Source organism: Bacteroides sp. An322 (genome assembly GCF_002161765.1).
GTDB classification, from domain to species: Bacteria; Bacteroidota; Bacteroidia; order Bacteroidales; family Bacteroidaceae; genus Phocaeicola; species Phocaeicola merdavium.
Window position 1 is genome coordinate 1 of record NZ_NFIN01000070.1, and the last position, 679, is coordinate 679.

General features: G+C 39.3%; 1 protein-coding gene. It reads left to right on the forward strand.

The annotated features are described in order from the left end of the window. On the forward strand, nucleotides 1-679 hold a 679-nt coding region (locus B5F91_RS14760), incomplete at both ends, for an AAA family ATPase (protein ID WP_158099936.1).

Below are 679 nucleotides of genomic sequence, written 5' to 3' on the forward strand. Positions count from 1 at the left end.
GTTTTGTTTATGTGGACAAGACCGATTTAATTTATCAATTGGTGACAACTGGAAAGATTTATTTTCTGAGCCGTCCGCGTCGGTTCGGCAAAAGCCTGCTCGTGTCTACCCTAAAATGTTATTTCCAGGGAAGGAAAGAGTTGTTCCGTGGTCTTGCTATTGATAAGTTGGAGACCGAATGGGCGGAATATCCTGTGTTTCATATCGATTTCAGCAAAATAAGTTTCCTTAATCCTGATGTATTAGAAGAGAAGCTGGAAGAGCAAATTTCGGCATGGGAACAAGTTTATGGGAAAGGAGAATTTGCTTTTGACTTTGGATCCCGTTTTGCATATATATTAAAGCAGGCTCACAAACAATTTGGCAAACGTTGTGTTGTATTAATCGAAGCATACGATAAACCAGTATTGGATACATTGGGTACCGGATTAAAAATCAAGCGAGATACAAATGAACTTTTGCTGGAGACTCATCATAAACAATTATTGGGCAGCTTCTATTCAATATTGAAATCATCGGATGAAGATTTACACTTTGTTTTTATAACAGGCATGACGAAGTTCACACAAGCAACCCCTTTTTCCGGATTCAATAATTTCAATGACATCAGCATGACGGAACAATACGAGACGCTTTGCGGCATCACGCAGGAAGAATTAGAGCATTACTTTGCCGAACC